The 26,968-nt window shown below is 39.7% G+C and carries 14 protein-coding genes and 5 pseudogenes; 12 read left to right on the top strand and 7 right to left on the bottom strand.

Going from position 1 to position 26,968, the window contains the following annotated elements:
- The first annotated feature begins 13 nt into the window (after nt 1-13).
- From OC529_RS10290 to OC529_RS10310, 5 genes are all read left to right on the top strand, one after another.
- Nucleotides 14-1,180, top strand: a complete 1,167-nt coding sequence (locus OC529_RS10290) for an AI-2E family transporter (protein ID WP_173253537.1) — start codon at nt 14-16, stop codon at nt 1,178-1,180.
- A complete protein-coding gene (locus OC529_RS10295) occupies nt 1,170-2,399 on the top strand; it encodes a tetratricopeptide repeat protein (RefSeq protein ID WP_173253536.1) in 1,230 nt (409 codons plus the stop codon). Before OC529_RS10290 ends, OC529_RS10295 begins: the two co-directional genes overlap by 11 nt.
- Nucleotides 2,400-2,544: 145 nt before the next feature.
- The gene (locus tag OC529_RS10300) at nt 2,545-3,186 is read left to right on the top strand and encodes an amino acid ABC transporter permease (RefSeq protein WP_031222863.1); all 642 of its coding nucleotides are present in this window, start codon (nt 2,545-2,547) and stop codon (nt 3,184-3,186) included.
- Between the two features lie 9 nt (nt 3,187-3,195).
- Complete coding sequence (locus tag OC529_RS10305; protein WP_173253535.1) at nt 3,196-3,825, top strand: amino acid ABC transporter ATP-binding protein; 630 nt, start codon at nt 3,196-3,198, stop codon at nt 3,823-3,825.
- Between the two features lie 12 nt (nt 3,826-3,837).
- Nucleotides 3,838-4,674 carry an amino acid ABC transporter substrate-binding protein gene (locus OC529_RS10310; protein ID WP_173253534.1) on the top strand — a complete coding sequence of 279 codons (837 nt, stop codon included), beginning with the start codon at nt 3,838-3,840 and terminating at the stop codon, nt 4,672-4,674.
- A gap of 277 nt (nt 4,675-4,951) precedes the next feature.
- On the opposite strand, the gene OC529_RS10315 is transcribed toward OC529_RS10310, so the two are convergent.
- The 7 genes and pseudogenes from OC529_RS10315 to OC529_RS10345 all read right to left on the bottom strand — a co-directional run bounded on the left by OC529_RS10315 (nt 4,952) and on the right by OC529_RS10345 (nt 11,657).
- A complete protein-coding gene (locus OC529_RS10315) occupies nt 4,952-5,299 on the bottom strand; it encodes a thioredoxin (RefSeq protein ID WP_138702464.1) in 348 nt (115 codons plus the stop codon).
- Nucleotides 5,300-5,410: 111 nt separating this feature from the next.
- On the bottom strand, nt 5,411-7,129 hold the full coding sequence (locus OC529_RS10320) for a phospho-sugar mutase (RefSeq protein ID WP_000121692.1): 1,719 nt from the start codon (nt 7,127-7,129) through the stop codon (nt 5,411-5,413).
- 324 nt (nt 7,130-7,453) lie between these two features.
- Nucleotides 7,454-7,876 (bottom strand): annotated as a pseudogene (locus OC529_RS10325) (hypothetical protein); the annotation flags it as partial.
- A gap of 5 nt (nt 7,877-7,881) precedes the next feature.
- Nucleotides 7,882-8,328: pseudogene (locus OC529_RS10330) on the bottom strand (hypothetical protein); the annotation flags it as partial.
- Between the two features lie 5 nt (nt 8,329-8,333).
- Nucleotides 8,334-9,320 (bottom strand): Rpn family recombination-promoting nuclease/putative transposase, encoded by a 987-nt coding sequence (locus OC529_RS10335; RefSeq protein ID WP_262082098.1) that lies wholly within the window; start codon nt 9,318-9,320, stop codon nt 8,334-8,336.
- Between the two features lie 208 nt (nt 9,321-9,528).
- The gene (locus tag OC529_RS10340; protein WP_262082099.1) at nt 9,529-10,548 is read right to left on the bottom strand and encodes an Rpn family recombination-promoting nuclease/putative transposase; all 1,020 of its coding nucleotides are present in this window, start codon (nt 10,546-10,548) and stop codon (nt 9,529-9,531) included.
- Nucleotides 10,549-10,757: 209 nt separating this feature from the next.
- On the bottom strand, nt 10,758-11,657 hold the full coding sequence (locus OC529_RS10345) for an Rpn family recombination-promoting nuclease/putative transposase (RefSeq protein ID WP_262082100.1): 900 nt from the start codon (nt 11,655-11,657) through the stop codon (nt 10,758-10,760).
- Nucleotides 11,658-12,120: 463 nt separating this feature from the next.
- Here OC529_RS10345 and OC529_RS10350 point away from each other — a divergent pair, with 463 nt between their 5' ends.
- From OC529_RS10350 to gla, 7 genes and pseudogenes are all read left to right on the top strand, one after another.
- The gene (locus OC529_RS10350; protein ID WP_316043913.1) at nt 12,121-20,214 is read left to right on the top strand and encodes a mucin-binding protein; all 8,094 of its coding nucleotides are present in this window, start codon (nt 12,121-12,123) and stop codon (nt 20,212-20,214) included.
- A gap of 101 nt (nt 20,215-20,315) precedes the next feature.
- On the top strand, nt 20,316-23,108 hold the full coding sequence (locus OC529_RS10360) for a G5 domain-containing protein (RefSeq protein ID WP_262082101.1): 2,793 nt from the start codon (nt 20,316-20,318) through the stop codon (nt 23,106-23,108).
- 601 nt (nt 23,109-23,709) lie between these two features.
- Nucleotides 23,710-24,648 (top strand): Rpn family recombination-promoting nuclease/putative transposase, encoded by a 939-nt coding sequence (locus OC529_RS10365; protein WP_262082102.1) that lies wholly within the window; start codon nt 23,710-23,712, stop codon nt 24,646-24,648.
- A 9-nt stretch (nt 24,649-24,657) separates the two neighbouring features.
- A pseudogene (locus OC529_RS10370) lies at nt 24,658-25,017 on the top strand (hypothetical protein); the annotation flags it as partial.
- 7 nt (nt 25,018-25,024) lie between these two features.
- Nucleotides 25,025-25,393: pseudogene (locus tag OC529_RS10375) on the top strand (hypothetical protein); the annotation flags it as partial.
- Nucleotides 25,394-25,553: 160 nt separating this feature from the next.
- A pseudogene (locus OC529_RS10380) lies at nt 25,554-25,794 on the top strand (ATP-binding cassette domain-containing protein); the annotation flags it as partial.
- 218 nt (nt 25,795-26,012) lie between these two features.
- Nucleotides 26,013-26,882, top strand: a complete 870-nt coding sequence (gene gla, locus OC529_RS10385) for an aquaglyceroporin Gla (RefSeq protein WP_112444212.1) — start codon at nt 26,013-26,015, stop codon at nt 26,880-26,882.
- Nucleotides 26,883-26,968: the final 86 nt, after the last annotated feature.

Genomic DNA, 26,968 nt, shown 5'->3' on the forward strand with positions numbered 1-26,968 from the left:
AAAGGAAGTATTTATGGAGCAAAAAGAGAAACATTTTAGCCTATCTTGGTTTTTTAAGTGGTTTTTAGATAACAAGGCCATTACGGTATTTTTAGTAACCTTATTATTGGGATTGAATCTTTTTATTTTAAGTAAGATTAGTTTTCTATTTTCACCTGTTTTAGACTTTTTAGCAGTTGTGATGTTGCCAGTCATTCTATCTGGTTTACTATACTATTTACTGAATCCTATTGTTGATTGGATGGAGAAGCGTAAGGTTAATCGCGTCATAGCCATCAGCATTGTCTTTGTCATCATAGCTCTCTTTATCATTTGGGGCTTGGCAGTCGCCATTCCAAATCTGCAACGTCAGGTTTTGACATTCGCAAGAAATGTACCAATCTATCTTGAAGATGCAGATAGGGTTATTGATGATTTGGTAACCAAGCGTTTACCAGATGATTTCAGGCCTCAGTTAGAACAAGTTTTGACAAACTTCTCTAGCCAGGCTACAGTTTGGGCAAGTAAGGTTTCATCTCAGGCAGTCAACTGGGTGAGCGCCTTTATTAGCGGGGCATCTCAAGTGATTGTTGCCTTGATTATCGTTCCTTTCATGCTCTTTTATCTCTTGCGTGATGGGAAAGACTTGCGTAACTATTTGACCCAATTCATGCCAACAAAATTGAAAGAACCTGTAGGACAAGTTTTGTCAGATGTGAATCAACAGTTGTCCAACTATGTTCGAGGGCAAGTGACAGTGGCTATTATTGTTGCAGTAATGTTTATGATCTTCTTCAAGATCATTGGTCTACGCTATGCGGTTACGCTGGGTGTTACTGCCGGTATTCTAAATCTGGTTCCTTATCTTGGTAGCTTCCTAGCCATGCTTCCTGCCTTAGTTCTGGGCTTGATTGCTGGTCCAGTCATGCTTTTGAAAGTAGTGATTGTCTTTATCGTAGAACAAACTATTGAAGGCCGTTTTGTCTCTCCATTGATTTTGGGAAGTCAATTAAACATCCATCCCATTAATGTTCTCTTTGTTTTGTTAACTTCAGGATCTATGTTTGGTATCTGGGGAGTTTTACTTGGTATTCCGGTTTATGCCTCTGCTAAGGTTGTCATTTCAGCCATTTTCGAATGGTATAAGGTAGTCAGTGGTCTATATGAATTAGAGGGCGAGGAAGTCAAGAGTGAACAATAGTCAACAGATGTTACAGGCTTTGGAGGAGCAAGATTTAGCCAAGGCAGAACATTATTTCGTCAAAGCTTTAGAAAATGATCCAAGTGACCTTCTGTATGAGTTGGCAACTTATCTTGAAGGGATTGGTTTTTATCCTCAGGCCAAGGAAATTTACCTGAAAATCGTAGAGGACTTTCCAGAGGTTCATCTTAATCTAGCAGCAATCGCTAGCGAGGATGGTCAAATAGAAGAATCCTTTGCCTATCTAGAGGAAATCCAAGCTGACAGTGACTGGTATATTTCGGCTTTGGCGCTTAAAGCAGACCTTTACCAGCTGGAAGGTTTGACAGATGTGGCGCGTGAGAAATTATTGGAGGCCTTGACTTACTCAGAGGATCCTCTCTTGATATTGGGCTTAGCAGAGTTGGATAGTGAGTTGGAAAATTACCAAGAAGCTATTCAAGGCTATGCCCAGTTAGATAATCGTACTATTTATGAGCAAACAGGCATTTCTACCTATCAACGAATTGGCTTTGCCTATGCCCAGTTAGGGAAATTTGAAACGGCTACTGAGTTTTTAGAAAAAGCTCTGGAGTTAGAATACGATGACCTAACAGCTTTTGAGCTGGCCAGTCTTTACTTTGATCAAGAAGAATATCAAAAAGCCACCCTCTACTTTAAGCAGCTTGATACCATTTCTCCTGATTTTGAAGGATATGAGTATGGGTACAGTCAGGCCTTACATAAGGAACATCAAGTTCAAGAAGCCCTGCGTATCGCTAAGCAAGGCTTAGAGAAAAATCCCTTTGAAACTCGCCTCTTGCTAGCTGCTTCACAATTCTCTTATGAATTGCATGATGCTAGTGGGGCAGAAAATTATCTCCTTACTGCTAAAGAAGATGCTGAGGATACGGAAGAAATCTTACTCCGTCTAGCAACTATTTATCTGGAGCAGGAGCGTTATGAGGATATTATAGACTTGCAGAGCGAAGAGCCAGAAAATCTCTTGACCAAGTGGATGATTGCTCGTTCCTATCAAGAAATGGACGATTTGGATACTGCCTATGAGCTTTACCAAGAGTTGGCAGGAGATTTAAAGGACAATCCAGAGTTTCTGGAACACTATATCTACCTCTTGCGTGAATTGGGCTACTTTGAGGAAGCAAAAGTTAATGCACAAGCTTACTTAAAACTGATTCCAGATGATGTGCAAATGCAAGAACTGTTTGAGAGATTGTAAGAATGTTTAAACATATAGAACTGTAGTTTATCTCTTTTGATAGCTACGGTTTTTATTTGTATATGATAGAATTTTTTTACAAAAATGGTTGGTTATTTTGTTTATTCATGCTATAATAGGAACAATTACTTTTAGGAGGTGCAGTATGTCTTATTTATTTGAGATATTACCGAGTTTACTGAATGGTGCGAGCACGACTGTACAGGTCTTTGCACTGGTCTTGCTATTTTCGATTCCTTTGGGCGTTTTGATTGCCTTTGCCTTGCAAGTCCATTGGAAGCCCCTCCATTATCTGATTAACATTTACATCTGGGTTATGCGTGGCACCCCCTTACTCTTGCAACTGATTTTTATTTATTATGTGCTTCCAAGTATTGGGATTCGTTTAGACCGCCTTCCTGCTGCCATTATTGCCTTTGTTCTCAACTATGCAGCTTACTTTGCAGAAATTTTCCGTGGAGGAATTGACACTATTCCAAGAGGACAGTATGAGGCTGCCAAGGTCTTGAAGTTTAGTCCCTTTGCCACAGTGCGCTATATTATCTTGCCCCAAGTGACCAAGATCGTTCTTCCTAGTGTCTTTAATGAAGTTATGAGTTTGGTCAAGGATACTTCTTTGGTCTATGCTCTTGGAATTTCAGACCTTATCTTGGCTAGTCGAACAGCTGCCAACCGTGACGCCAGTCTGGTTCCCATGTTCTTGGCAGGAGCCATTTACTTGATTTTGATTGGGATTGTGACAATTATTTCTAAAAAAGTTGAGAAGAAGTATAGTTATTATAGATAGGAGGCTGCCATGTTAGAATTACGAAATATCAATAAGGGATTTGGTGAAAAGCAAATTTTATCTAATTTCAGTCTAAGTATTCCTGAAAAGCAAATCCTGGCTATCGTTGGGCCTTCCGGTGGCGGTAAGACAACTCTTTTACGTATGCTTGCGGGTCTTGAAACCATTGATTCAGGGCAAATCTTTTATAATGGACAACCTTTAGAGCTGGATGAATTGCAGAAGCGAAACCTACTGGGATTTGTCTTCCAAGATTTTCAACTGTTCCCTCATTTATCAGTTTTGGACAATTTGACTTTATCGCCTGTGAAGACCATGGGGATGAAGCAGGAAGAAGCTGAGAAGAAGGCGAGTGGACTCTTGGAACAGTTAGGACTGGCAGGGCATGCAGATGCCTATCCATTTTCATTATCTGGTGGGCAAAAGCAGCGGGTGGCTTTGGCGCGTGCTATGATGATTGACCCAGAAATCATTGGCTACGATGAACCAACTTCTGCCCTAGATCCAGAATTGCGCTTGGAAGTGGAAAAACTAATCTTGCAAAATAGGGAACTTGGGATGACCCAGATTGTGGTAACCCACGATTTGCAGTTCGCGGAAAATATCGCAGATGTATTATTGAAAGTAGAACCTAAATAGGAGGAAAAATGGATGAAAAAATGGATGCTTGTATTAGTCAGTCTGATGACTGCTTTGTTCTTAGTAGCTTGTGGGAAAAATACTAGCGAAACTAGTGGAGACAATTGGTCTAAGTACCAGTCTAACAAGTCTATTACTATTGGATTTGATAGCACTTTTGTTCCAATGGGATTTGCTCAGAAAGATGGTTCTTATGCAGGATTTGATATTGATTTAGCTACAGCTGTTTTTGAAAAATACGGAATTACAGTAAATTGGCAACCGATTGATTGGGATTTGAAAGAAGCTGAATTGACAAAAGGAACGATTGATCTGATTTGGAATGGCTATTCCGCTACAGACGAACGCCGTGAAAAGGTAGCTTTCAGTAACTCATATATGAAGAATGAGCAGGTATTGGTTACGAAGAAATCATCTGGTATCACGACTGCAAAGGATATGGCTGGAAAGACATTAGGAGCTCAAGCCGGTTCATCTGGTTATGCGGACTTTGAAGCAAACCCAGCGATTTTAAAGGATATTGTCGCTAATAAGGAAGCGAATCAATACCAAACCTTTAATGAAGCCTTGATTGATTTGAAAAACGATCGAATTGACGGTCTATTGATTGACCGTGTCTATGCAAACTATTATTTAGAAGCAGAAGGTGTTTTAAACGATTATAATGTCTTTACAGTTGGACTAGAAACAGAAGCTTTTGCGGTTGGAGCCCGTAAGGAAGATACAACTCTGGTTAAGAAGATAAATGAAGCTTTTTCTAGTCTTTACAAGGACGGCAAGTTCCAAGAAATCAGCCAAAAATGGTTTGGAGAAGATGTAGCAACCAAAGAAGTAAAAGAAGGACAGTAAGATAAAATAGTGGCTGAGACTGCGTTTTGATTAGCAAAACGCAGTTTTTTTGTAATCTAGGAAAACGATAATAGCGATTGAATCTGGATAATTGAATATGGAATAGCCCACTGTGATTTCTAAACCATTGTTAAAAATTGATTTGACTTCCAAAATTAAAATGTGCTGTAACGAAACGCTGATGTAACTGTTTTAGGAACAATAAAACGCATAATATCAAGGTTTTTGCACCTTACATTATGCGTTTTTGTGATTTTAAGACTTGTTAGCTGATTTTTTACAATCCTGCGAAATCTTTGATTTCTTGTGCTGACATTGAAGAGTCGCAACGGACATTGATTTGTCCATCTGCAACGTGAACAAATCCTGGTACAGTTGGGATTCCGTAGCGTGAGCGGAATGCTTGCAATTCATTGAGTTGGCTTGGTTCTTCACTATTGATGAAGTAAATGTGAGCTTTGGTTTCAGCTACGACACCAGCCAATGTACCTGCAAATTTACGGCAGTAAGGGCAAGTTTTACGACCGATAAAGAAAGTGGCAGTTTCTTTTTTATCAAGAGCTTCTTGCGCACGCGCCACTGTAGTGACTTCAAGGTCTTTAATGTTATCTAAAAATTGTTCCATGAGATTACCTCGCTTTCATTGATAAGTCTAGTATGCCATAAAGTTTCTAAAATTGCTTAGATTTGATACGAAAAAAAGATGAGATCGCTTGGTCTCATCTTTTATAGGGTCTTATTTTACAAAAGCATTGATTTCTGCTTCGATATTAGCAATCTTAGCTTGTGATTCTTCGTTTGTTTCACCTACAACTGCAATGTAGAACTTGATTTTTGGTTCGGTACCTGAAGGGCGAACGGCAATCCATGAACCGTCAGCAAGTGTGTATTTCAACACATCACTTGGAGGAGTTGTCAAGTTTGTAACAGTACCGTCAGCAGCAGTAGCAGTTTGTGCCTTGAAGTCTTCTACGACAGTGATAGCTGTTGCATTCCATTCTTTTGGAGCATTGTTACGGAATTTAGCCATAATCGCTTTAATTTGTTCAGCACCATCGACACCTGAAAGGGTAACAGAGATTGTCTTTTCTGCGTAGTAGCCGTACTCTTTGTAGATTTCTTCGATACCGTCAGCAAGGGTCAAACCACGTGAACGGTAGTAGGCAGCAAGTTCAGCAACGACAAGAACAGCTTGGATAGCATCTTTATCACGTACGAATGGTTTAATCAAGTAACCGAAGCTTTCTTCAAATCCCATCATGTAAGTGTGATTGTGTTTTTCTTCGAATTCTTGAATTTTTTCAGCGATAAATTTGAAACCTGTCAAAACGTTGAACATGGTTGCGCCGTAGCTTTCAGCAATCTTCGTTACCAAGTCAGTTGATACGATAGATTTGCAGAGGGCTGCATTTTCAGGAAGAGTTCCAGCATTTTTGTGGGCTTCCAAGATGTATTTAGCCATGATAGCACCGATTTGGTTACCTGAAAGGTTAAGGTAGCTACCATCTTTTTGAAGAACTTCAACACCAACACGGTCAGCGTCTGGGTCAGTTGCAACAAGAACATCTGCACCAACTTGACGACCAAGTTCTTCAGCAAGGGCAAAGGCTGCTTGGCTTTCTGGGTTTGGAGATTTTACAGTTGAGAAGTCTGGATCAGCAGTTGCTTGCGCTTCAACGACTTGAACTGAGTCAAATCCTGCTTGGGCAAGAGCACGACGAGCCAACATTTCACCAGTACCATGAAGTGGTGTGTAGACAATCTTCATGTCTTTACCGAATTCTTCAATCAAGGCTGGGTTGATGTTTACGTCCTTAACCTCTTTAAGGTATTCTACGTCAACAGCTTCACCGATAACTTCAATCAAGCCAGAAGCTTTTTCAGTTTCCACATCAGCAACTTCAACTGCAAATGGGTTTTCGATTGCACGGATATAAGTAGTCAAAGCGTCCGCGTCGTGTGGAGGCATTTGTCCACCGTCTTCACCGTAAACCTTGTAACCGTTAAATGGAGCAGGGTTGTGGCTGGCTGTGACCATGATACCAGCGAAACAGTTGAGGTGACGAACTGCAAATGAGAGTTCTGGAGTTGGACGAAGGCTTTCAAATACATAAGATTTGATGCCGTGTTTAGCAAGAACTGCCGCAGATTCAAAGGCAAACTCAGGTGAGAAGTGACGGCTATCGTAGGCAATTGCTACCCCACGTTCTTTTTCGTTTCCGCCTTTTGACTCAATCAAACGAGCCAATCCTTCAGTAGCTTGGCGAACAACGTAGATGTTGATACGGTTTGTACCAGCACCAATCAAGCCACGCATACCTGCAGTACCAAATTCAAGATTTGTATAGAAGGCATCTTCCTTTGTTTTTTCGTCCATATTTTCCAAATCTTGACGAAGGTAGTCAGGAAGCTCCGCAAAATCAACCCATTTCTGGTAATTTTCTTGGTAAGACATTAAAATTCTCCTTTATTTTTAAAACATTTAATCAGTTTGATTATATCATTTTTTTTAGTTTTAGTAAAACCTTATCTGCTTCGAAAATCTCTTCAAACCAGGTCAGATTGAATTTGGGGTTTATATGATGTTGAGGCTAGGAAAAATTCAATCTCAGTAAAAAAGTAAGTCTTCTCATAATAAAACATTGATACCAAACGTTTTATTATGAGAAGACTTTTACCCAGCCTCTTTATACACAACCTCAAAACAGTGTTTGGAGTAATCTGTGACTAGATGTTTAGTTCCAAGAATGCCATCTTGACTAGATGTTTTTCTTGACCGTTATTGGTGATAATCTTCCAGCAAGGCTTCAAACTCAGATACTGACATACCTAACTGCTGGCTGGCAACCTCGGAAGTCAGAATACCTTGACGAACTAGATTTGCTAAACCTACTTTTAATCCCTGTTCGATGCCTTCAGCTCGTCCACGCTCTAAACCTTGTTCAATACCTTCTGCACGACCACGTTCTAAGCCCTTTTCCTCAGCTTGTTCCAAGGCATAGTCCTGTGCTAACAAGGCTTGTTCTTCACGCCTGCGTTGTTCACTAAACATTTTCCTGTCCTCCTCGGACCAGCTCTTGTAGTCTAGCAGTTGGTCTGCTTGGCTGATGGCTCGCTCAGGTTGCTGGGTAAAGGGTTTGTTCCCAAAAAACTCCAACCATGGTTTGCGAATGCTATCTTTGCTGGTTTCTCTATATTTTTTAGGTCTTATTTATGGTGGGCCTTCAATAGCGCCTCAAACTCAGAGACTGATATGCCCAACTGCTGACTGGCAACCTCAGAAGTCAGAAGTCCTTGGCGAACCATATCCAGAAAGGCAAAAAGTTTTCCACGTTCAAGTCCTTGTTCTAAACCTTTTTCGATGCCCTGTTCAATCCCCTCTGCACGACCGCGTTCAAGTCCTTCTGCACGACCTCTCTCCAACCCTTTTTCTTCAGCTTGTTCCAAGGCATAGTCCTGTGCTAACAAGGCTTGTTCTTCGCGCATACGTAGTTGACTAAACATCTTCCTGTCCTCCTCGGACCAGCTCTTGTAGTCCAGCAGTTGGTCTGCTTGGCTGATGGCTCGCTCGGGGCGCTGGGTAAAAGGCTTATTACCAAAAAACTCCAACCACGGTTTACGAACCTCGTCCTTGCTGGTTTCTCTGTATTTTTTAGGTCTTATTTGTAATGTTTTTTCAATAGCGCCTCAAACTCAGCGACGCTCATACCCAGCTGATGGCTGGCAACCTCGGAAGTCAGAAGTCCTTGGCGAACCATATCTAGGAAGGCAAAAAGTTTTCCACGCTCTAGACCTTGTTCAATCCCTTCAGCTCGTCCACGTTCAAGACCTCGCTCCAGCCCCTGTTCAATCCCCTCTGCACGACCGCGTTCAAGACCTCGCTCCAACCCTTTTTCCTCAGCTTGTTCCAAGGCATAGTCCTGTGCTAACAAGGCTTGTTCTTCTCGCATACGTAGTTGACTAAACATTTTCCTATCCTCCTCGGACCAACTCTTATAGTCCAGCAGTTGGTCTGCTTGGCTGATGGCTCGCTCGGGTTCTTGAGTAAAGGGTTTGTTCCCAAAAAACTCCAACCAGGGCTTGCGAACCTTGTCTTTGCTGGTTTCTCTGTATTTTTTTAATTCCAAGAATGCCATCTTGACCAGATGGTTTTCTTGTCCGTTATTGGTAATGGTTAAAACCTCACCCGTCGTGTCCTCTCGCATACTAAAGCTATGGAAAGCCAAGTCATCTGAGAAGTAATTACTATCGACAATTGCGATAGCGTATACTGGTGCGATGTGTTTATAGCTCTGGTGTGTATCACCTTCACGTTGGCGAATTTTTTCTAGGTTTTGATTGACCTGACTGCACAAGTAAGCCCACAGGCGATTGATGAAAAAATTCTGATGATGAACCTGAATTTCGATAATAACCTGCGTGCCATTGTCTAGTTCAGCTAAAACGTCTATACTGGTATAGAAATCCTGGGCCGAGTAGGGCAGGGAAGGCAAGACGTGAATATTGCTTCCCTCTAAAATAGTTACATTTTTAGCTGGCAAGTCCAGCATATCGCGAATAAATTGACAAGTAATTTCTGGATTGCTAAATATTTTCTTAGCAACTAAATCGTTAGTTGGGCTAATGCCCGGATGACGTACAGTCATATTTCTTCTCCTCTCATTATAGCACATTTTTTAATCTAATTTGCTAGATTTGATGCTTCTATCTATTTATTCGGAAAAGAGAGGGAAAAGTTCAAACTTTCCTGAAAATAACAATATCTTAGATAAAAAAAATAGCCAAACTCTTTACATCAAGAAATTTAGCTATCCTTTTTAGTTGTTTTTGTATCGTGTAATATTTACAGATTTCTCACTTATGTTCTTTCAACAGTGCCTCAAACTCAGCGACAGTCATGCCTAATTGCTGACTGGCAACCTCAGGTGTTAGAAGACCTTGACGTACTAGATTTACTAAACCTACTTTTAATCCCTCTTCAATGCCTTCTTCTCGTCCTTGTTCACGACCCTCTGCACGACCACGTTCAAGACCACGTTCAAGACCACGCTCTAAACCTTGTTCAATCCCCTCTGCACGACCGCGTTCAAGTCCTTCTGCGCGACCACGCTCCAAGCCCTTTTCTTCCGCTTGTTCCAAGGCATAGTCCTGAGCTAACAATGCCTGTTCTTCTCGCATACGTAGTTGACTAAACATCTTCCTGTCCTCCTCGGACCAGCTCTTGTAGTCCAGCAGTTGGTCTGCTTGGCTGATGGCTCGCTCGGGTTCTTGAGTAAAGGGCTTGTTGCCGAAAAACTCCAACCATGGCTTGCGAACCTCGTCTTTGCTGGTTTCTCTATATTTTTTTAATTCCAAGAATGCCATCTTAACCAGATGGTTTTCTTGACCGTTATTGGTGATAGTTAAGACTTCACCCGTCGTGTCCTCGCGCATACTAAAGCTATGAAAAGCTAAGTCATCTGAAAAGTAATTGCTGTCCACGATTGCGATAGCGTATACTGGTGCGATGTGTTTGTAACTCTGGTGTGTATCACCTTCTCGTTGGCGAATTTTTTCTAGGTTTTGATTAACCTGACTACACAGATAAGCCCACAGGCGATTGATGAAAAAATTCTGATGATGAACTTGAATCTCAATGATAACTTGCGTTCCATTATCCAACTCCGCCAAGACGTCTATACTGGTATAGAAGTCCTGAGCCGAGTAGGGTAGAGAAGGCAAGACATGAATATTACTTCCCTCCAAAATCGTCACATTTTTTGCTGGTAAATCCAGCATATCGCGGATAAATTGACAAGTGATTTCTGGGTTGCTGAAAATTTTCTTAGCAACCAAATCATTAGTTGGGCTGATGCCCAGATGTCTTAGAATCATCCTTTTCCTCCTTTTATTATACCACATTTTTTAATCTAATTTACTAGATTCGATGCTTCTATCTATTTATTCGGAAAAGAGAGTGAAAAGTTCAAACTTTCCTGAAAATAACAATATCTTAGATAAAAAAAGATAGCCAAACTCTTTACATCAAGAAATTTAGCTATTCTTTTTAATTGTTTTCATATCGTATAATATTTACAGATTTCTCACTCATGTCTTGCCAATAACGCCTCAAACTCAGCGACAGTCATGCCTAATTGATGGCTGGCAACCTCGGAAGTCAGAATACCTTGACGAACTAGATTTGCTAACATTGCGAAACCACCTTCTGCACGACCTCTCTCTAAACCTTCTTCCCTAGCTGTTTCCAAGGCATAATCATGTGCTAACAAGGCTTGTTCTTCGCGCATACGTAGTTGACTAAACATTTTCCTGTCCTCCTCGGACCAGCTTTTATAGTCCAGCAGTTGATCTGCTTGGCTGATGGCTCGCTCGGGGTGCTGGGTAAAGGGTTTATTCCCGAAAAACTCCAACCACGGCTTGCGAACCTTGTCTTTGCTGGTTTCTCTGTATTTTTTTAATTCCAAGAATGCCATCTTGACTAGATGGTTTTCCTGTCCATTATTGGTGATGGTTAAGACCTCACCTGTCGTGTCCTCTCGCATACTAAAGCTATGAAAAGCCAATTCATCTGAAAAGTAATTGCTGTCTACAATTGCAATAGCATAAACTGGGGCGATGTGTTTATAGCTCTGGTGAGTGTCACCTTCTCGTTGGCGAATTTTTTCAAGATTTTGATTGACCTGACTGCAAAGGTAAGCCCACAGGCGATTGATGAAAAAATTCTGATGATGAACTTGGATTTCGATAATAACCTGCGTGCCATTGTCCAACTCTGCCAAGACGTCTATACTGGTATAGAAATCCTGAGCCGAGTAGGGCAGGGAAGGTAGTACATGAATATTACTTCCCTCCAAAATGGTTACATTTTTTGCTGGCAAGTCCAGCATATCGCGGATAAATTGACAAGTGATTTCTGGGTTGCTAAAAATCTTCTTAGCAACCAAGTCATTAGTCGGGCTAATGCCCGGATGACGTACAGTCATATTTCTTCTCCTTTCATTATAGCACATTTTTTAATCTAATTTGCTAGATTTGATGCTACTATCTATTTATTCGGGAAAAAGTAGAAAAAGAGTAGAAAAAATGTCAAATTGTCTCATTTTTAAAGAAATAAGTGTAAAAGTTAATGGAGATCCAAAAGCAAGCTGGAAAGGTCTCAAAGCACGGCGCTGAGCTTGCTGATAGGAGGAAGTAAGTCCATAAGATGCACACGACAAGGCAAGGATGATGAGGCTTCATCTTTGGTGTCGACTTACTGATGATGGACTCCTAACCTAGCTTTGGTCTCAGTAAAAAGAGTCGTCTATCTCCTAGTCTTCCATTCAAAAAATTTGAAGTTTCAAGCCGACTGGTGTATAATATATTCATGAATTGTATTCTATTATATAGGAAGTAATAGGGCACAATATATATATATATATATATATATATATATGGAGTGTAAGAATGAATCATCCAGAAAAACAATTAAAATACAGTATTCGGAAAGTGAGTGTCGGTGCAGCTAGTGTTGTCATTGGGGCGCTCTATCTTTTGATGGGAGCTGGGATTGCTCATGCTGAGGGCGTGGAGTCAGCGAGGGAAGCTGAGAGGACAGCAAACCCGACAGATCCAGAACAGTCTGGAAATGGAAAGACAGGAAACAAGCCTGACCTAAGCAATACTGATGCAGCAGCAAACACCTATAATGCTCCCGTAGCTGAAAATCCGCTAGTAGCTCCAGAAAGTACGAAACCTCGTACTCGTAGTAAAAGAGAATTACCTGATGGGGATACAGGAGAGACACCAGCTGGCGCTACAGGGACTGAATCAGAGCCGACTTCTGGAAATGAGGGAGGTTCAGACCCAGCAGATACTGATTCAGCTTTACTGGATGCCAATCGTAAGGGTGACACAGTAAAAGACAATCAGCCTGGGGTACGTGTACCTAAAGATGGAGAAGAGGGGTCGGATGATAAGAATGCCAACTTAACATTTGATACTCCTAGTGAGAATGCTACAGTTGAGTACATGTACAAAATCATCCAAAATATGCCGGATGACTTCCAAAACAATGAGCGTTCATACTTGAGAAATATGAACACCCTTGGTGATGCACTGAGATTTAAAGACGGAAAAGTCGTTAAAGATGAAGATGGCGATAAACTACAAGATGGTGAAATTCGTGAAATTAACGAGTTCGGTGGTTGGAAAGCTATAAACGGCGGAACGTTCGCCATCGGTAAGAAAAATGCTCAAGGGTATTTCACTGGTTGGTACTATAAAAAGGGTTCAACCACAGAAAAAGAGCAAGGGGGGATGCTGGGTTCTGACGCCATGGACCGAGTCTACCTCCACGAGCAAGCCCTAGATCGTCGTTTTAATTACATGTTGATGCTTGCCAAAGGACGTACTATCGCCAATAGAACTGATACAGCACAAGATGGATCTACGTTTGAAATAAAGACAAAGAAAAGAACTGGGAATACTCTTGATAAATTACCTGTAAAAGAGAAGGAAGATATTCTCCAACATTCTCCAAATATTGAGGGATTCAATGGAATAGAAAAAACCTTCACTGCCTTTTCTACCAAATATGGAAGTCGCTTGAAAATCGACTTTGTAACAGGGTATATCTCAGACTATGAAGGGTCAAAAGGGACCTATCGTATTGTTGTTAAAGCTATTAAAAAGGATAAGAATGATACTTCAAAAGAAGTAGAAGAGACCATCTATGACCATACTATTAACAGAATTGACGGAGTAGTAGAGAATGAAGAACGCTATAGCCAAGGTGTAGATTTAAGTGAGTTTAATAAAGTAATTAAAAAATTATTGAAGCTTGAGTACGATAAAAAAGTTAATATTCTTGCAGAGGAACGATATAAGAAAGAAAATCCAGGAGTTACGAAAGTAAGTGCACAACAAAAGAATACTGTAAAACCTGCTATTGAAAAAGAGCTCGCTGAAAAGGGAGAAGCGATAGTTGAGTTACCGATAGATAAGGATAAATTGAATGAAAAAAACTTCAAAAATGAGACTAATTTGAAAGAAACGTTTTCTAGATATGCAAATGAATTCCGTAATGAATTGAATAACAAAATAAAGGATACGGAGGTGAAAAAAAACTCTCCAATCTGGGTAAATAGCAACGAAACAGATAAATCTAAAGACTCAGATCGTGTCTATAAATTATTAGATTTTGTATTGCCAACTGCTAAAAAAATTATCTATCATGGAGATACAGATCAATTAGAACTCCAAACAGACCCAGAAAAAGTGAGGAATCATCGTGCTAAGTTAAAAGAGAGCCTAGATGCAAAAGAAGCTCTTTTAAAGACTACTACGGATGACGATAAAAAAACTGAACTTAACAAAGAGATCTCAGCCTTAAAAGCAGCCCTTGGATCCACAAACGCCTACACTTACTTGGAAGCAAGAAACGGAAGTAAAGAAGCAAAAATCCTTGGCTCACACATGGAAGCAGCTAAAAAACCTGATAGTAGTGAAATAACAGATGCTAACTATGCAAAATATCATACTAATGAACTTGCTGCGCAACATGATTCGAAGAATGATGATGGTCTTAAAGCATTCACTGCCTACTTTGTTGAAAAAGAAAACGTTATACGTAATAGTGTAATTTCTGATGAGAAATTATCAAAAGAGATTGAAAAAGAAATTGATGGTGATCAGGATAAACTAGGTAAAGGTGGATACTTCTCAACAGGAGATATTCCATTGGACAAAGATGTCGTAGCCTATAAAATACAAGTGTTTGCGGAAAATAAAAAGCGTGTCGGTGTTAATAAGCAAAGTCCAAGACTTCAATATAACCTACCTATCCTAGCCGACTTCTCAGTAATCCAAGATACGGTAGAACCGTCTAAAGAAGTAGCCAAACGGATCATTGATAAACAGGTGGAAGATAAAAAAATTCCACCAGAAGAAGGGAAAAAACTCAAAGGAAAAATCGATGAAAGTAAGAAAACATCGGAAGTTAGAAAAGCTATCTCAGGGAATGTAAAGGTCAAGTATGTCGATGAACAGGGACAAGATATACCACTATCTGATGAAGAAGCTAAAAAAGTTGGAGAAAAATCTGATAATGGTACCTACCTTGTAGAAAAAGAAGCCCTTATTGGGTCAAGCTACGATGTAACAAGTAAGCAATTACGTGGGATTAACGCAGGTGAGAAAAAATACCGTCTAAAAAGATCTCTAAATAATGGGCTATACAATGACTCAGCAGCTGTCAGAGGTGAAGTAACTTCAGCTGATAAGATTGTAACCTTTGTCTACGAAGAAGGGGAGCCAGCCAAGGCAAAAGCGGTTGTTCATGTGAAGAAGCAACAAGAAGCAGGAGACCCTGTCGAATTAGTTGACCATAAGCTAAATCTTGAAACAGAAGTAGGCGAAGAATTCCCATCAAAATCTGTAGAAGACAAAGTAAAAGAGTTGCAAAACTTAGGATATGAAATCGTCGATAATACCTTTACAAAGGGAACTCCTGATTCAAGAAAAGGAGACGACAAAGAGGATAAAGACGGAGAAGAGCCAACGCAGTCTTATACGATTACTGTAAGAGAAAAAGTGGAAACAGTAACAGAGCCGAAAAATCCAAACGATCCAGTAGATCCGAATAACGGAGAAGGACCAAAATGGCCAGAAACAGGACTAAAAGAGTCAGATCTTAAAAAAGAAGTAACAAGAACAATTACTTACGTTAAGAAAGAAACAGCGGATGGACAAGAAGAGCCAAGTGGAGTAGAAGATAAGGTAGATAAAGTTCTATTCAAACGAACTGCAACATATAATGTGGTTACTAAAAAAATCACTTATGGGGAATGGACGGCAACTACGGATGAAAGCCATCCAGCAAGTCAATTACCAGCAGTCGATACACCATTAAAAACTGGCTATGTAGCGGATATTAAACAAGTAGAAGGGCAAGATGCTCCAAAACCTACTGAGACAGGTGAAATAACAAACATTAACAAAAAAGTTGTTTATACTAAGTTAGGATCATGGGTACCGAAAATACCAGGAAAAACTCCAACACCGATTCCATATCCAAACAATCCGACAGATCCAACAAAACCTAAATATCCTGATTATCCAACAACACCAGTAAATCCAGGAGAAACACCAAACCCTCAACCTGAGAACCCAGGAGGAAATAACACTCCCGGTGGAGGCAATGAGACCCCAGGTGGTGAAACTCCAGGAACTCCTGAAAAACCAAAAACTCCAGAATTGCCGGTAATTCCATACGAACCAGGATACACACCAAAAATTGGTGAAACACCGTTAGAACCAGTTGATCCAAAAGATCCTAAAAAAGGATACAAGGTACCAGAAATACCAAAGGATCCTCAAAATAATACTATAATTGAGTACAAACCAAATCCACAAAAAATTCTTATCAAAGTTGTAAACGTCACAACTGGAGAAGAAGTAGAATTACCTAAAGAAAAACTTGAATTCAATGGCGTTTCTGATCAAGTAGTAACAACAGAAGATAGGGAAAAAGTTGATAATAAAATTGCATCTTTAAAACAACGAGGATATATCGTATCAACGAAGAACCCTATATCAGAAACAACTAAATATGATACAAAGGACGATTCTACAGAACCAACACAAATTTACAAAATTGTAGTAAATGAACTTATATCAAAAGATAAAGAAATTATACCAGTAACACGTACAATTAAATACGTTCAAATCGATGTTAAAGACGGAAAAGAAGTCAAAACAGAACTTAATACAGAAAAAATCAAAACAAAAGTAGATAAAGTTGAATTTTCAAGAGATGCATCTACTAGTTTGACAACATATATAACAAAATTTGGCAATTGGGATGCTGAAACAAAAGAGTTATTAAAAGTTGATACACCTGTATTAGATGGCTACCTTGCAAATGTCGCATCTGTAGAAAATAAAACTGTTCAACCTGCTACAGAATCATATGAGGTGACAGTTGAATACAGAAAAATTGGGTCATGGGTATTAACACCTCCAACAGGCGTAACGCCACCAGATGGAAGTAATTTTGAACCTAAACCATATCCAAATCACCCAACAGATCCAACAAAACCTGGAACACCAGTATACCCTGAGCCAGGAATTCCAAAGGATCCGAATACACCGGAACCGCCAGTAATTCCATACGTACCAGGATACACACCAATGGTTCCTACGGACCCAACAAAACCAGTAGATCCAAATACAAACCCACTGAAACCGTTGGTACCAGTAGAACCAGAACATCCAGGAAAAGGATATAAAGTTCCAGATTTACCTAAAACACCAGAAACGAATACACCGATTACGTATGAAGCAGATCCGCAAAAAGCAGTAGTTAAAGTTTATAATGTCAAGGATAGTGTGGAAACTGAATTAACGAATGACAAGTTAACAATGAATGGTAAAACTGATGAAGTTATTCCTACTCAATCATTGAAAGATAAAATTGAAGAATTGAAAAAACGTGGATATATTATTGATGAAGAGCCACTAAAAAATGGAGAAAAATTTGATAGTGAAAAAGATTCAGATTCTCAAGATCCTACTCAAGTATTTAAGTTGAAAGTACATGAAAAACTTGTACCAGTAACACCGCCAACACCAGAAAAACCACTTGAACCTGGAAAACCAATTGATCCAGATGTGCCGGTAGATCCTAATACTCCTGTTGATCCAAACACACCAGTATGGACAGAGGATTTAATCAATAAAGTTAAGAACGCGGAAACTACAAAAGAAGTAACACGTACAATTAATTATGTTGACGAATCAGGAACTAAGCTAACATATACGGATAACGGTAAAGAAACAAAAGAGCCAAAAACAGATAAAGTAACCTTTACACGTGAAGCTAAGATTAACGTAGTAACAGGTGAGATTACTTATGGAGAATGGACAGCTAAAGATAATGACACAACATTCGATGAAGTAACATCACCAGTAGTAAAAGGATACATCTTAAAATCAAATCAAGACTCACAAGGTAATTTGGTATCAACAGATGGAACAAGTGTAGCAGCAAGTGAAAACTTAACAGAAGCTTCTAAAAATCAAAATGTAAATGTGGTGTACACTAAGTTAGGATCATGGGTATTAACACCGCCAACAGGTGTAACACCACCAGAAGGAACGAATTTCGATCCAAAACCATATCCAAACCATCCAGCAGATCCAACAAAACCTGGAACACCAGTATATCCTGAACCAGGACAACCAATCACACCTGGTACACCGGTAATTCCATATGTACCTGGATACACACCAAAAATTGGAGACAAACCGTTAGAACCAGTTGATCCAAACTATCCGGAAAAAGGATACAAAGTACCACCAGTACCAGAAACACCAGGTAAGGATACACCGATTACTTATGAAGGAAATCCACAAAAGATTTTAATTAAAGTAGTTAATGTAACTACAGGGGTAGAAGTGCCACTAGACAATGAAAAATTAGAATTTAACGGCAAATCAGGAGAAACGGTTAAAGAAACTGATAAAAATTCTGTTGATGCTAAGATAACTTCACTAAGAAATCGTGGATACATTGTAGATACAGTAAATCCACTAACTGCAACTACAAAATATGATACAGAGTCTGACGCTGGAAAACAAGAACCGACTCAGACATATAAATTAGTAGTAAGAGAAAAAATCTCAGCTGATAAAGAGTCTACAACTGTAACACGTACAATTAAATACGTTAAAGTTGATGTTCAAGATGGAAAAGAAGTCAGAACAGAACTTAACACGGAAAAAATCACGATGAAAGTAGATAAGGTTGAGTTTTCAAGAGATACAACAACTAATCTAACAACAGGTTTAACGGAAATTGGAACTTGGAATCATGAAAAACAAGAGTTCCCTAAAGTAGATACACCAGTTTTAGAAGGATATTTAGCAAATAAAGTGTCAGTACCTTCTAAAGAGGTAACGCCAGAATCTGATTCAATAGAAGAAGTAGTTGAATACAGAAAAATCGGTTCATGGGTGCCAAAAGTACCAGGAAAAGAAGAACCGACACCAATTCCGTATCCAAATGATCCAGATGATCCAACTAAGCCTAAAACTCCAGATTATCCAACCACTCCGCCACAACCAGGGCAACCAGTACCGAAAGTGCCAGTGATTCCATACGTTCCAGGCTATACACCTAAGACACCAAACGGAACTCCATTAGTACCTATAGATCCAGAACATCCAGAAAAAGGATATAAGGTGCCACCGGTTCCAGAAACGCCAAATGATCCTAAGATGGATACACCAATCAAGTATACACCAGATGGACAAAGAGCTATTGTCAAATTTGTTGTCATAGGCGAAGATGGAAAAGAAACGGAGCTTGTTGCTTCAAGGATGTCGCTGACAGGTAAAACTGGAGAGAAAATCCCAACAGAAAACTTTAATGATACATTGAAGAAACTAACAGGTGACCCAGTTAATAATGGTGACTACGAGTTAGTAGACAATCCTCTGAAAGATGGAGCGACATTTGACAACGTAAAAGATGAAGAAGGAAAAGATCCGTCTCAAGTCTTTGTCGTGAAGTTACGTCAAATCTATGTTATTCCACCGACACCGAGAATTGTCGAACGTCCAAGCGGTAATACTGTAGAAGTTGACGTGCCAAATAAAGATGCTGATACTTTATCTATTACATTTACAAAACGAAACAGTACTGAAAAAGAAACTATCGTTACGAAGAAAGATAAAGATGGTACGTGGAAAATTGAAAAATCTCCAGTTGGAGTGACTATCAATCCGACGAATGGTCGTGTTTACATTCCAAGTGAACAAGTTCAACCGAAGACATGGGTAGATACGCAAACAAAACATAAATACAAACAAAGTAAGATTGTTAGTGTTATGCCGAATATTCTTGATGTACCTAAATTTGAAGGAACAACAGAATGGATTGACGTAAATGGAAATGTCTTAAGACCAACTGAAAATGGTTTACATGAAAAAGGTCGAATTGCAAATCATGTTTGGTTGGAAAGTCGTTTGGAAGGAAATAAAGTCACACATATTTTCTTTGCAGGTTCTCCATCTGTAGATAAGCCAGAATATAAAATTACAGTCTGGTTTGATAAAGATGGTAATCCACTTAAACCAGATCAACCAGGTACTCATGAAGCTGGAAATATTCCAGGATACAGATATATTACAACTGTAACGGAGGAAGGTATTACGATTCATAGATTTGAAAAGATACCGCCAGTTCTCCCTAACGAACCAATTCCAGATAGACCTGAGGAGCCGAGACCACAACCAAATCCAGAGCATCCAAGTGCTCCTACTCCAAGCCCAGAACTACCAAATCAAGAGACTCCAATACCAGAACCAGATACTCCAAGACCTGAAACTCCAGTGAGTCCAGATCCAGAAGTTCCGACTTATGAGACAGGTAAGAGAGAGGAGTTGCCAAACACAGGTACAGAGGCTAATGCTGGCTTAGCTGGGGCAGGATTGTTGACCTTGTTAGCTGGTTTGGGACTAGGATTCTTCAAGAAAAAAGAAGATGAATCCGAATAATATAAAAACGTTGCTTCCTGCCAAAAGTTGGATGAGTTATCTGGCTTTTGGCTCGGAGTCAACAACCTAGAAACTAAAATAAAAGTAAAATTGAGGAAAATATGTCAAGACAATCAACTAAGAATAAAAAATACGCTCTACGCAAAATTGGAAAAGTTTTCGGTTCCTGTGTAGTGGCTACTGTCATTACCCTAGGTGGTGTTGCAATCATGGCACCAAGTGTTACAGTTTATGCTTCAGGTAATGACTCGGGGGGAGAGCCTCAGGATATTACAGATTTAAGTAGTAACGCAGATGGGTATGAAGTACGAATTCCTAAAGGGAAAAAATATGTAGGAAATGACAAGATTGAAAGTACTGATCCTGTATTGAAACATAAAGGTCATGATGGTAGAAGTTTTATCTTAAAAGCTGAAGAAGCTGATAATCTGAGTAAAAGTGAAATAGATGGTTATTTTGAAGAAGAAGGAAATGAACTAGAAAATTTATTCACAAAATTATATGATGAAAACGAAGATCGTCAAACTGATGAGAAATATAAAAGAGAGGATGCTGCTACTATAAATGAGCATGCAGGTGACGATCTTACAGATGGGTCAGGTTTTAAGGAACCTAGAATAAGTGAAATTGACCCTAAATATCCTCATCGTGTTGATTCAGGGGTAACGAATATTACTGAGACATATGATAGTAATAACGATGGTAAACCAGATAGAGCTGATGGTATGATTGATGATCAAGATACTATTGTAGATGCCAATAAACCGATAACAGTCAATCCAGAGGCAAACGAAAATGTTGTAAAAGAAGATGGAACAGTTGTCTTATCTAAGTATTATCGTATTCATGTGAATAAAGGAGACACAGCTAATAAAGACGATGACATCTATGAAGTTGGTACAAAGCCAACAGTCACAACCAATGAGATTGATTTTAAAACGATTTATGAGCCAAATGATCAAGATGTTGCAGGACATCAAATAGAAAAAACTCCTGGTAAAAAAGGTACTTCTACAACGACAACTACCTATACAGTCAATCCAGAGACAGGTGCACGTACTGCGAATCCATCTACAACAGAGGAAACAGAAAAACCTGTTAATAAAGTTGTTTTAGTTGGAACAAAACCAAAAGTAGAAGAAAAAGAACTACCATTTACAACACGCTATGTAGAAGATAAAACCAAAGACAAAGATTATCGAGAAACAACTCAACAAGGTGTTAAGGGTAAGGAAACAAAAACAACTACTTATACGTTGGATACAACGAATGGTACAGTCACAGAAAATGCTCCAACAACGGATACAGAACAACCAACAGAAGAAATTATAACAGTTGGAACAAAACCGAAAGTAGAAGAAAAAGAATTACCATTTACAACACGCTATGTAGAAGATAAAACCAAAGACAAAGATTATCGAGAAACAACTCAACAAGGTGTTAAGGGTAAGGAAACAAAAACAACTACTTATACGTTGGATACAACGAATGGTACAGTCACAGAAAATGCTCCAACAACGGATACAGAACAACCAACAGAAGAAATTATAACAGTTGGAACAAAACCGAAAGTAGAAGAAAAAGAATTACCATTTACAACACGTTATGTAGAAGATAATACAAAAGATAAGGATTATCGAGAAACTACACAAGTGGGAGTAAAAGGAAAAGAAACAACAACTACAACGTACACAATGGATCCAAACAACGGAACTGTGACAGAAAACAAGCCAACAGTAGTAAGAGAAGAACCAACAGAGGAAATTATTACAGTCGGAACAAAACCAAAAGTAGTTGAAACACCGGAGACTCCACAACCTGAACAACCAACCGCTCCTGAGGAAGCACCAGCTCAACCAGGACAGCCATCTGAGCCTGAAGACCAACCAAATCTTAAGGTAGCTCCGCCGACTATCGCTATTGTGGAAGAACCAAATAAAGCAAGCATCGAAGTAAAAGCACCTAAGAAAGATGCGGATACAGTCAAAATCACCTATCCTAAGAGTGATGGCTCTGGTGAGGAGGTTCTCACTCTTACCAAGCAACCTAGTGGCGAATGGACTTTAGACAACCAACCTGAAAATGTTACATTAGACAAGAAAACTGGTACTGTAACCATTCCACGAGAATCAGTTGTCAATAAACAAAAAGTCCAAGCTCAAGCCAAGCATAAAACGAGTGATTTTACTCCGTTTGTATATGCTGCTTTATCAATCGAAGCAGCAAACCCAGAGCATCCAGTAACGCTATGGGTAGATACAGCAGGAACTGAGCTTAAGAAACCAGTAGTTGGTAAGAAAGAACTTGCTGGCGAAATTGCAGGCTACAAGTGGCTATCTAGTCGCTTAGAAGAAGGTATTTTAACGCATACATTTGAGAAAGTAGCGAATGGAACTCCAATTTTACCAGAAAGCCCAACTAGTCATCCAATGACTCCGTCAAGTTCGCCATCAACTTCAACGCCAGAAAAACAAAACAAAGCTGAAACTCCAGCGATTCGTACAGTATGGCGCGATGAAAACGGAAAAGACTTGAAAGTGCCATCAGTTGATAAGCAAGAAGCAGGTGAAGTTCCAGGCTATGAATTTGTTGAGAGTCACCGTGAGGGAGATAACTTGACAGTTCATGTGTTTAGAACCAAGCAAGCTCAAACTCCTGCTCCAAAAGACCAAACTCCAAGCCCAGCACCATCTAAAGTTTCAGAACAAAAAGGTGAAGCAGTGGCTACAGCTACATCAGAAAAGACAGTAGATAGTGTAACATCCACGAAAACATCTGATAAAGCAGAGTTGCCAAACACAGGTACAGAAGCGAATGCTAGCTTGGCTAGCGCTGGTATCATGACCTTGTTAGCAGGTCTAGGACTAGGATTCTTCAAGAAAAAAGAAGACTAAAAAAAAACTCATAGTTTTTAAGAAGATGATTCGTCATCTTCTTTTTTTGGCTCTTTGTCAACTGTAGTGGGTTGAAGAAAAGCTAATACTCTTCGAAAATCTCTTCAAACCGCGTCAACGTCGCCTTGCCGTAGATATATGTAACTGACTTCGTCAGTCTTATCTACAACCTCAAAGCAGTACTTTGAGCAACCTGCGGCTAGTTTCCTAGTTTCCTCTTTGATTTTCATTGAGTATAAGATTAAGAAGAGGCTGAGAAAAAGCCTCTCAAATCAGAAAAACGCATAGTATCAGGTGTTCAAAACTTGAGACTATGCGTTTTATTGTGGGAAGATTTACTTTATTTTCTCCGGAAGTTGAGTTTTGGTCCAGTCTCTTTAAATTATATGTTATCTTAAATTCAGAACAGAACATTATAACTTATAAAACATTGCTAGAAATTGATTCGACTTTACTATCCTATTTGTTCAGAGTTTATTTCCTTTTGCTATAAAGTTTGAATTTCTTTTGTTTTTTCTACTCTTTTTCCGAATAAATAGATAGAAGCATCAAATCTAGTAAATTAGATTAAAAAATGTGCTATAATGAAAGGAGAGCAAACATGACTGTACGTCATCCGGGCATTAGCCCAACCAATGACTTGGTTGCTAAGAAAATCTTTAGCAATCCAGAAATCACTTGTCAATTTATTCGCGATATGTTGGACTTGCCAGCAAAAAATGTGACCATTTTGGAGGGAAGCAACATTCACGTCTTGCCTTCTCTACCCTACTCGGCACAGGATTTCTATACAAGTATAGATGTTTTGGCGGAGTTGGATAATGGTACGCAAGTTATCATCGAAATTCAGGTTCATCATCAGAATTTTTTCATCAATCGTTTGTGGGCTTACTTGTGCAGTCAGGTCAATCAAAATCTTGAAAAAATTCGCCAACGTGAAGGTGATACCCACCAGAGTTACAAGCATATCGCACCTGTTTACGCAATAGCTATTGTGGATAGTAATTATTTCCAAGATGATCTAGCTTTTCATAGCTTTAGCATGCGAGAGGACACGACAGGTGAGGTCTTAACCATCACAAATAATGGACAAGAAAACCATCTAGTCAAGATGGCATTCTTGGAATTAAAAAAATACAGAGAAACCAGCAAAGACAAGGTTCGCAAGCCGTGGTTGGAGTTTTTCGGGAATAAACCCTTTACCCAAGAACCCGAGCGAGCCATCAGCCAGGCAGACCAACTGCTGGACTACAAGAGCTGGTCCGAGGAGGACAGGAAAATGTTTAGTCAACTACGTATGCGCGAAGAACAAGCCTTGTTAGCACAGGACTATGCTTTGGAAACCGCTAGGGCTGAGGGGGTTGAACAAGGTTTAGAACGTGGTCTTGAACAAGGACTGGAGCGTGGAAAAGTTGAAGGTAGTTTGTCTATGCTACTAAATCTCGTTCGCCAAGGTCTTCTGACATCTGAGGTTGCCAGCCAGCAGTTAGGAATGACAGTTGCTGAGTTTGAGGAGCTATTGAAAGACCATTGTAAATAAGAATAATAAAAATACAGAGAAACCAGCAAAGACGAGGTTCGCAAGCCGTGGTTGGAGTTTTTTGGGAACAAGCCCTTTACTCAACAACCCGAGCGAGCCATCAGTCAAGCAGACCAACTGCTGGACTATAAGAGCTGGTCCGAGGAGGACAGGAAGATGTTTAGTCAACTACGTATGCGTGAAGAACAAGCATTATTAGCACAGGACTATGCCTTGGAACAAGCTGAAGAAAAAGGTTTAGAGCGTGGGAAAATATCTACCTTTCTTGATTTAGTACATCAACATGTTTTAACTTCCGAATTTGCGAGTGAGCAATTAGGTATGTCAGTTGCTGAGTTTGAGTCACTATTGAAAGACCGTAATAAATAAGACCTAAAAATACAGAGAAACCAGCAAAGACGAGGTTCGCAAGCCGTGGTTGGAGTTTTTCGGGAATAAACCCTTTACCCAGGAACCCGAGCGAGCCATCAGCCAGGCAGATCAACTACTGGACTACAAAAGCTGGTCTGAGGAGGACAGGAAAATGTTTAGTCAACTACGTATGCGCGAAGAACAAGCCTTGTTAGCACAGGACTATGCTTTGGAACAAGCTAGGGCAGAAGGTATTGAACAGGGGTTGGAATGTGGTCTTGAACGTGGAAAACTTTTTGCCTTCTTAGACATGGTTCGTCAACATGTTTTAACTTCTGAATTTGCCAGCCAGCAGTTAGGAATGACTGTCGCTGAGTTTGAGTCACTCTTGTAAACGAGCGAAAATGTTTAGCTAGCTATCTTGCAAAAAAATAAGTAGAGTTTATAATCCAAATACTTTTTAATACCAAGAATAAGCAGAGCCGGTTTTTCTAGGATATTTGGGTTAAGACGATTGTCTTGAATGCCTTAGGGAAACATGCTATACTACTTGTATGATTATTTTACAAGCTAATAAAATTGAACGTTCTTTTGCAGGAGAGGTTCTTTTTGATAATATCAACCTACAGGTTGATGAACGAGATCGGATTGCCCTTGTTGGGAAAAATGGTGCAGGTAAGTCTACTCTTTTTAAGATTTTAGTTGGAGAAGAGGAGTCAACTAGCGGAGAAATCAATAAGAAAAAAGATATTTCTCTGTCTTACCTAGCCCAAGATAGCCGTTTTGAGGTTGCAGATAAGACTGACGAAGTCAGCTCAAAACACTGTTTTGAGGTTGTAGATAAGACTGACGAAGTCAGTTACATATATCTACGGCAAGGCGACGTTGACGTGGTTTGAAGAGATTTTCGAAGAGTATTATTTTTAAAAAATCTTTCCAGAAACTAGTTGCTAAATAGGGTAAAAATTGATAAAATAAGGAATATCTAAAAAATTTTAAGGAGAATCTAGCAAATGGATTTCACATGGGCACTGAAGTATGCCACTGAATTTTTGGGAACTGCCATTTTGATCATTCTTGGGAATGGTGCAGTTGCCAACGTTGAACTTAAAGGTACGAAAGGTCACCAAAGTGGCTGGATCGTCATCGCTGTTGGTTATGGTATGGGGGTTATGATCCCAGCCTTGATGTTTGGTAACGTATCTGGGAACCACATCAACCCTGCTTTCACTCTAGGACTTGCAGTTAGCGGTCTTTTCCCTTGGGCACAAGTGGTACCTTACATTATCGCGCAAGTCTTGGGGGCTATCTTTGGTCAAGCCTTGGTTGTGGCAACACACCGTCCATTCTACTTGAAAACTGAAAACTCAAATAACATCTTGGGAACTTTCTCAACTATTTCAAGTATTGACCATGGTACAAAAGAAAGTCGCTATGCAGCAACTGTTAATGGTTTTGTAAACGAGTTTGTTGGTTCATTTGTTTTGTTCTTTGCAGCTCTTGGTTTGACTAAAAACTTCTTTGGTGCCGAAGTGCTTCAATACATGAAACAAATGGCAACACAAGCAGGACAAACAGTTGATTTTTCTGACTTGGCTATTAAAGCACAGGTGGCTCCACACACTGCTTCAGGACTTTCTGTGGCTCACTTGGCACTTGGATTCCTCGTTATGGCTTTGGTAACATCACTTGGAGGACCTACAGGACCTGCCTTGAACCCAGCTCGTGACTTGGGACCACGTCTCCTTCATGCTTTCCTTCCAAAATCAGTTCTTGGTGAGCATAAAGGCGATTCAAAATGGTGGTATTCTTGGGTACCAGTAGTAGCACCTATTGCAGCAGCAATTGCGGCAGTAGCTGTATTCAAATTCCTTTATCTCTAAGAAATAGCTCCTTTAACATTTGAGTGAGCACCATCTATAAGTAAGAGAGGATCAGACTGGTTCTCTCTTTTTGATTTTTTAGGGAA

This window comes from Streptococcus sp. Marseille-Q5855 (assembly GCF_946901985.1).
Classification (GTDB): domain Bacteria; phylum Bacillota; class Bacilli; order Lactobacillales; family Streptococcaceae; genus Streptococcus.